Below are 6600 nucleotides of genomic sequence, written 5' to 3'. Positions count from 1 at the left end.
ATGACCGCGACCGAGACGAAGACCAGGTTCTTGTAGGTCTTGGGGAAGGAGGTGACGATTGATAGGAGGGTGTGGACCCCGAAGCCGCTGTAGCCGGAAACGAGCTGGATGGCGGTGGGCTCGGTAGTCTTGGGCGCCGCCCGGTTGACAGGGCCGCTGGTCGGGAAGTCGAGCAGGGTCTCGTCGAACTGGGCCATCCCCTTCCTGACCGAGAGATAGTGCCCCTTGATCACATAGCAGCAGCCGATGACGACGGAGGTGATGACCAGGGTCAGCCATCCCCCCTCCATGAACTTCTCGATGGTGGTGATCAGGAGGATGGTGGCGCAGAGGAGGAAACCGACCAGGTGGACCGAGAGATGCCGGATCCATCGCGGGTCCTCGTGGCGGCGCTGGATATAGAAGCGGGACATGCCGAGCTGCGAGAGGGAGAAGGTCAGAAAGACGTTGATCGAGTACATGACAACCAGGTGGGAAACCGAGCCCCTGGTGTAGACCAGGAGGGCGATGGCCGCAGCTCCCATGAGGACGATGCCGTTACGCATGGTGAGTCTCACCGACAGGGCGGCGAAGCGGTGCGGGAACCACGAGTCGACGGCCATGTTGGACATGACGCGCGGACCGTCCACGAAGCCGGCCTGGGCGGCCAGGAGGAGCAGGGCGCCTTCCGAGAAGATGGTGATGAAGGCGATGCTCCCGCCCATCGGCCAGTGGGCGAAGAGACTGTCGGCGAGGACGGCGTTGAGGGTCTTCCCCTCCACCGGCCTGACCCCCATCAGCGAATAGCAGAGAAAGAGCATCCCCGCCGTGAAGGCCAGCGAGGTGGCCATGTAGATCATGGTGCGTTTGCCGGTCTGTACCCGCGGCTCGCGCATGATCTGCAGCCCGTTGGAGACCGCTTCTATCCCGGTGTAGGTACCGCCGCCGAGGGAGTAGGCCCGTAGGAACAGCATCAGTATCCCGAAGATGCCGATGCTGGAGAGGTCCTGCGACAGCCCGGCATGGAAATCCCTGGTCAGCGGTTCCAGCTTGTCGGTATGGGTGAAGACGCCATCCAGCAGCAAGACGATGTGGGTGATCACGAAGACCATGAATATCGGCGCCATCACCGTGACCGATTCCTTGATCCCCCGGATGTTGAGCACGATGAGAAGGACGGCAAGCGAGCAGGCGAAAAGGAGCTTGGCGTGCTGCAGGTGCGCCGGGACATAGCTGAATAGGGCATCGGCACAGGCGGCAATGGATATGGTGATGGTCAGGACGTAGTCGACCAGGAGCGCGCTCCCGGAGACGACGCCGGCCTTCTCCCCCAGCATGTGGGTGGCCACGATGTACCCGCCGCCGCCATGGGGGAAGTGCTCGATGATCCTCGAGTAGGCATAGGAGATGATGAAGACGGTGACGGCGGTGGCGAGCCCCAGCATTATGGCGAGATAGGTGTGGGAGCCGAGGGCGCGATAGGCCTCCTCGGGGCCGTATGATGACGACGAAAGTCCGTCGGCGCCGAGCCCGACCCAGGCCAGCACCGGGATGAGCGACATCTTGTGGAACAGGTGAGGATCTTTCAGGTACTTCGGAGCGCCGAAGATCTTCCTGACGATGCGGTTGAAAAAGCTTACCTGTGCTGCGGGACGTTCCTTTTCCATTGTGGCTCCTCGGGTGTCATCGAAGGTGCGGCGACCCTCCAGCCTGCTGCACCAGCTTCGGCCCCAGTATATCCCCAGGAAGCATAAAAAAGGTGTAAAGATGCCCCTTCAGGCATCAAGAAAGTGTCAAGATGCAGTCGGCCGGGAAGCGAAGGGGACGGGAAGGGTCACCGTCACCTTCAGTCCTCCCCCCTCCCGGTTTTCCGCGTGAATTCTCCCGCCGTGCGCCTCTACGATCCCCTTGCAGATGGACAGCCCGAGACCGGTCCCACCTGCGCCTTCGGGCACCGGGATCCGGTAGAACTTGTCGAAGATCCGCTCCAGGTCGGTCGCGGGGACGCCTGGACCGCGGTCGGCAACCGCCAGGGTCGCCGTGCCGTCGGCAACCCCGGCCTCGATTTCGATAAGCCGGTCGCGCGGAGAGTACTTGAGCGCGTTGTCCAAAAGATTGACCAGCACCTGCGTCATCAGCACCATGTCCATGCTTACTAGCGGGAGTTCCGGCCGGACCCGCACCTCGACCTGCCTCTTGGCCAGCTGGGGCTCCAGGGCAGCCATGGCGCAGCCGATAACATCCTGGAGGTCGGAAGGAACCGGCTTCAATTTCAGGGCGCCGGACTCCAGGCGGGTCATGTCGAGCAGGTTCGCGACGAAGCGGTTGAGACGCGCGGCCTCCTCCCAGGCGGCGTCCAATAGCTCCGCCCGCGCGCTCTCTTCCAGCGCGCTCTCCTTGTCCCGAAGCGCACCCAGTGCGCCGGTTATGGAGACCAGCGGGGTGCGCAGGTCGTGTGAGACGGAATTCAGCAGCGCCCGCTCCAGGGTCTCGCGCGCCCGGAGGATCTGGGCCTGCTCAGCCTGCTTGACGAGGAGGACCCGCTCGATGGCGAAGGCCGCCTGGGTGCCAAATGCCTGCAGTAGCCGCCTGTGAAGGGGCGAGCCGTACTGGCTATCCTCTTTTAGCCTGATGCCCAGCACGCCCAGCACGTCACCCGAGGTCTGCAGAGGCAGATAGAGCAGCATCGCAGAGGCCAGGGTCTCGGTGCCGCGCCCGGCCGGAGAGCGGTTCCTGAAGGCCCAGTCCGCGACCGCCTCCTCCTTGGTCTCCAGGGTGAGCCCGCCGCTCCCGGCACGCAGCTCAAGCCGCTCCCCCTCGGGCATCAGGACCGCCACCTGCGCGGCGAGGCTCTCCTCGATGTTCCGAATCAGGGCGTTTAGGATCCGGTCCAGATCGGAGGCGGCGGCCAGGTCGCGGCTCAGGTAGTAGAGGCTCGCGGTCTGCTCTTCCCGCTCCCGGATCGCCTCGGCCCGCTCCCGGGAGCGTGAGACCAGCGTGCTGATCACCACGCCGACCGTGAAGAGCCCGGCGAAGGTGATGAAGTACTGGGTGTCGGTGACCGCGAAGGTGAAGCGGGGTGGTACGAAGAAGAAGTCGAAGGCGAGCACGCTCAGGAAAGCGGTCAGCATCGCGGGACGGCGTCCCAGCCTGGTCGCTGCGAGCACCACGGAAAGGAGGTAGATCATGACCAGGTTGGTGGGCGAAATGTACCGGTACGCCGGTTCGCAGAGCAGGGAGGCAGCACTGACCAACCCGACGGCCTTGAGATAGCCGGCCCACGGGATGGGGATTTTCTGGTGAGGTGCGGGCCCGGGTCTCTCCTTCGCCGTCTCTATGCTCACGACGTAGACGTCTATGGTTCCGCTAAGCCGGATGATCTGGTCCACGAGGGGTTGCCGCAGGAACTCGAGCCACCGCGGCTTCGCCGGCTTGCCGACCACAATCTTGGTCACGTTGTTGTCGACCGCGTACCGGACCAGCGCCTGGGCCACGTAGGAGGAGGTGACGGTGGCTACCTGGGCTCCCAGGCTCTCGGCCAGGCGCAGGTCGCGCCAGACCCGCTCCCGGTTTTCCCTGGCGTGCCTGTCGACCCCCGGCGTCTCGATATATACGGTGTGCCAGGGGGCCTTCACCTCGTCGGCGAGACGTCTGGTGGTGCGGATCAGCCTCTCGCTGTAGGGGCTCCCACTGACGCAGACCAGCAGCTTTTCCGCCACCGGCCACGGCCCGGCGATCGAGCACGACTCCATGTAGGCCCGCATCTGGTCGTCGATCCGAGAAGCCGCCCGGCGCAGGGAGAGCTCGCGCAGCGCCATGAGGTTCCCCGGCTTGAAGAACTTCCCGGTGGCCAGCGCCGCCTTCTCGGGGATGTAGACCTTTCCCTCGCGCAGGCGCTGCAGCAGGTCTTCCGGGGGAATATCAACCAGGCGGATCTCGACGGCGAGATCGAGCAGCCTGTCGGGGACGGTCTCGCGCACGGTCACCCCGGTGATCTGCGCCACCAGGTCGTTCAGGCTCTCGAAGTGCTGGATGTTGACCGTGGTGTAGACGTCGATGCCGGCGTAGATGAGCTCCTCCACGTCCTGCCAGCGCTTCTGGTGGCGGCCGCCGGGGGCGTTGGTGTGGGCGAGCTCGTCCACCAGTGCGATCTGGGGCCGGCGGGCGAGTACCGCGTCGATGTCCATCTCGGGGAGGAGCACTCCCTGGTAGTCGACCTGCAGCTTCGGGATCACCTCGAGACCTTCCAGCAGAAGATCCGTTTCCTTCCTGCCGTGGGACTCCACGTAGCCGGCCACCACGTCCCGCCCGTCCCGCCTTCTCTGCTGGGCCGCCTCGAGCATGGTGTAGGTCTTGCCGACCCCGGGGGCGTATCCGAGAAAGATCCTGAGCTTGCCGCGCCCGCTCTGGGCCTCTTCGGCCCGGGCAACCTTCAAAAAGGTCTCCGGCGATGGCCGTTGCTCTTCGTCGTTTCGCATGGTCATGATCCGTGAATCTCTCCCCCCCTTGATAAAGGGGGGCGGGGGGGATTTGCAACAAGGGGGACTTCCGCGTAGACGTCTATCTCGCCGCGTCGAGCGCCAGGTTGAGTTCGAGCACGTTCACTCGCGGCTCGCCAAGGAAGCCTAGCTGCCGGCTCTTGGTGTGGGCCACTACCAAACTTTGAACCTCCTCCACCTTCATCCCGCGCGCCTTGGCCACCCGCGCGATCTGCACCCGCGCAGCTTCCGGGGAAATGTCCGGATCGAGGCCGCTGCCCGAGGCCTGGACCAGGTCGGCGGGGACCCGGTCGGTAACGCCGGAATCACGCAGCGCCTTCACCCTGTCGGCCACCGTCTTCAGGTAATCGGGATTGGTGGGGCCCGAGTTGGAGCCGCCTGATGCCATGGTGTTGTAGCCGAAATCGGTGCTGGCCGAAGGACGGGGCCAGAAGTATTTGGCAGCGGAGAAGGGCTGGCCGATCAGCGATGAGCCAATCTCGTGCCTGCTCTTGTCGGTGATGAAGCTCCCTTTCGCCTGTTTTGGAAAGACCGCGTAGGCGATGCCGGTGACGAGGGAAGGATAGACGCCGCCGCAGATGATGGTGAAAAGTATGAACATCAGTAATGCCGGACGCAACTCTCTCATGAACGTAAACCTCCCATAACTCCCACCTTTGCCGGAGGGGGCATGAACTTTAGGCGAATAACCCCACCACCATGTCGATGGCCTTGATGCCGATAAAGGGCGCGATCATCCCCCCCACCCCGTAGATCAGGAGGTTGTGGATCAAGAGCTTCTCGGCCGGCATGGGACGGAACTTGGTTCCCTTGAGCGCCAGCGGCACCAGGATCGGAATGATCAGCGCGTTGAAGATCACGGCGGAGAGTATGGCGCTGAAGGGGCTCCCGAGCCGCATCACGTTCAGCACCCCCAGCTGCGGATAGATCGAAAGCATCATGGCCGGGATGATGGCGAAGTACTTGGCCACGTCGTTGGAGATGCTGAAGGTGGTCAGGTTGCCCCGGGTCATCAGGATCTGCTTGCCGACCTCCACGATGTCCAACAGCTTGGTCGGATTGGAGTCGAGGTCGATGATGTTGGCCGCCTCGCGCGCGGGCTGGGTCCCGGTGTTCATGGCGACCGCCACGTCCGCCTGGGCCAGCGCCGGGGCGTCGTTGGTGCCGTCGCCGGTCATGGCCACCATGAATCCGGCTTCCTGGTTTTCCTTGATGAGGCGAAGCTTGTCCTCGGGCTTGGCCTGGGCCAGGAAGTCGTCCACCTGCGCCTCGGCTGCGATGGCGGCCGCGGTGAGAGGGTTGTCGCCGGTGATCATCACCGTCTTGATCCCCATGCTCCTCAGCTGCTGGAAACGCTCCTGGATTCCGCTCTTTATGATGTCCTTCAGGTTGATCACCCCGAAGATCTCTGCGTCGCAGCTCACTACCAGAGGGGTAGCGCCTGCGCGGGCGATCCTGCCGACCACGTCTTCAAGATTGGCAGGGATGGTGCCCGCGCCCAGCTCCTTCACGAAGGAGACGGTGGAGTCGGCAGCGCCCTTGCGATACTTCCTCCCGCCGGTATTGACACCCGAGAGGCGGGTTGCTGCGTTGAATGCGATAGTCTCCGCGTCTGCCGGGAGCGACTCCATGTTCTGGCCGTACTTCTTCCTGGCAAGCACCACGACGCTTCTTCCCTCAGGCGTTTCGTCGCTTAGAGAAGCCATCAGCGCCGCCTCGGCGACCTCCTTCTCGGTATGCCCGCCCACCGGGACAAACTCCACCGCCTCACGGTTGCCAAGGGTGATGGTGCCGGTCTTGTCGAGCAAAAGGACGTTCACGTCGCCGGCAGCCTCGATGGCGCGCCCGGAGAGGGCGATCACGTTCTTCTGGAAAAGCCGGTCCATCCCCGCGATGCCGATGGCGGGGAGGAGGGCGGCTATGGTCGTGGGAGCCAGGCAGACAAAGAGCGCCACCAGCACCGTGAGCGATACCGGTGTCCCCTGTCCCGCCGCTTTCACGCTGTAGATCGACAGCGGGCTGATGTTGGCGCAGACCAGCAGGAATACGAGTGTTAGCGCGATCAGGAGTACTTCGAGAGCGATCTCGTTGGGGGTCTTGCGGCGCTTGGCCCCCTCGATGA

4 protein-coding genes are annotated in these 6600 nt (G+C 63.9%); all 4 read right to left on the bottom strand.

All coding sequences use genetic code 11. The features are described from left to right. Positions 1 to 1646: APC family permease (locus AC11W3_RS00475; RefSeq protein ID WP_484092297.1), on the bottom strand; the 1646-nt coding region annotated here is incomplete at its 3' end. A gap of 126 nt (positions 1647 to 1772) precedes the next feature. Continuing rightward, on the bottom strand, positions 1773 to 4463 hold the full coding sequence (locus AC11W3_RS00470; protein WP_484089289.1) for a DUF4118 domain-containing protein: 2691 nt from the start codon (positions 4461 to 4463) through the stop codon (positions 1773 to 1775). Between the two features lie 76 nt (positions 4464 to 4539). Next, the gene (gene kdpC / locus AC11W3_RS00465) at positions 4540 to 5106 is read right to left on the bottom strand and encodes a potassium-transporting ATPase subunit KdpC (RefSeq protein WP_484089290.1); all 567 of its coding nucleotides are present in this window, start codon (positions 5104 to 5106) and stop codon (positions 4540 to 4542) included. A 49-nt stretch (positions 5107 to 5155) separates the two neighbouring features. After that, positions 5156 to 6600: potassium-transporting ATPase subunit KdpB (gene kdpB / locus AC11W3_RS00460; RefSeq protein ID WP_484092296.1), on the bottom strand; the 1445-nt coding region annotated here is incomplete at its 5' end.

This window comes from Geomonas sp. (assembly GCF_056994735.1).
The sequence above is the reverse complement of the archived record's forward strand: the minus strand, read 5'-3'. Positions and strand labels throughout refer to the sequence as shown.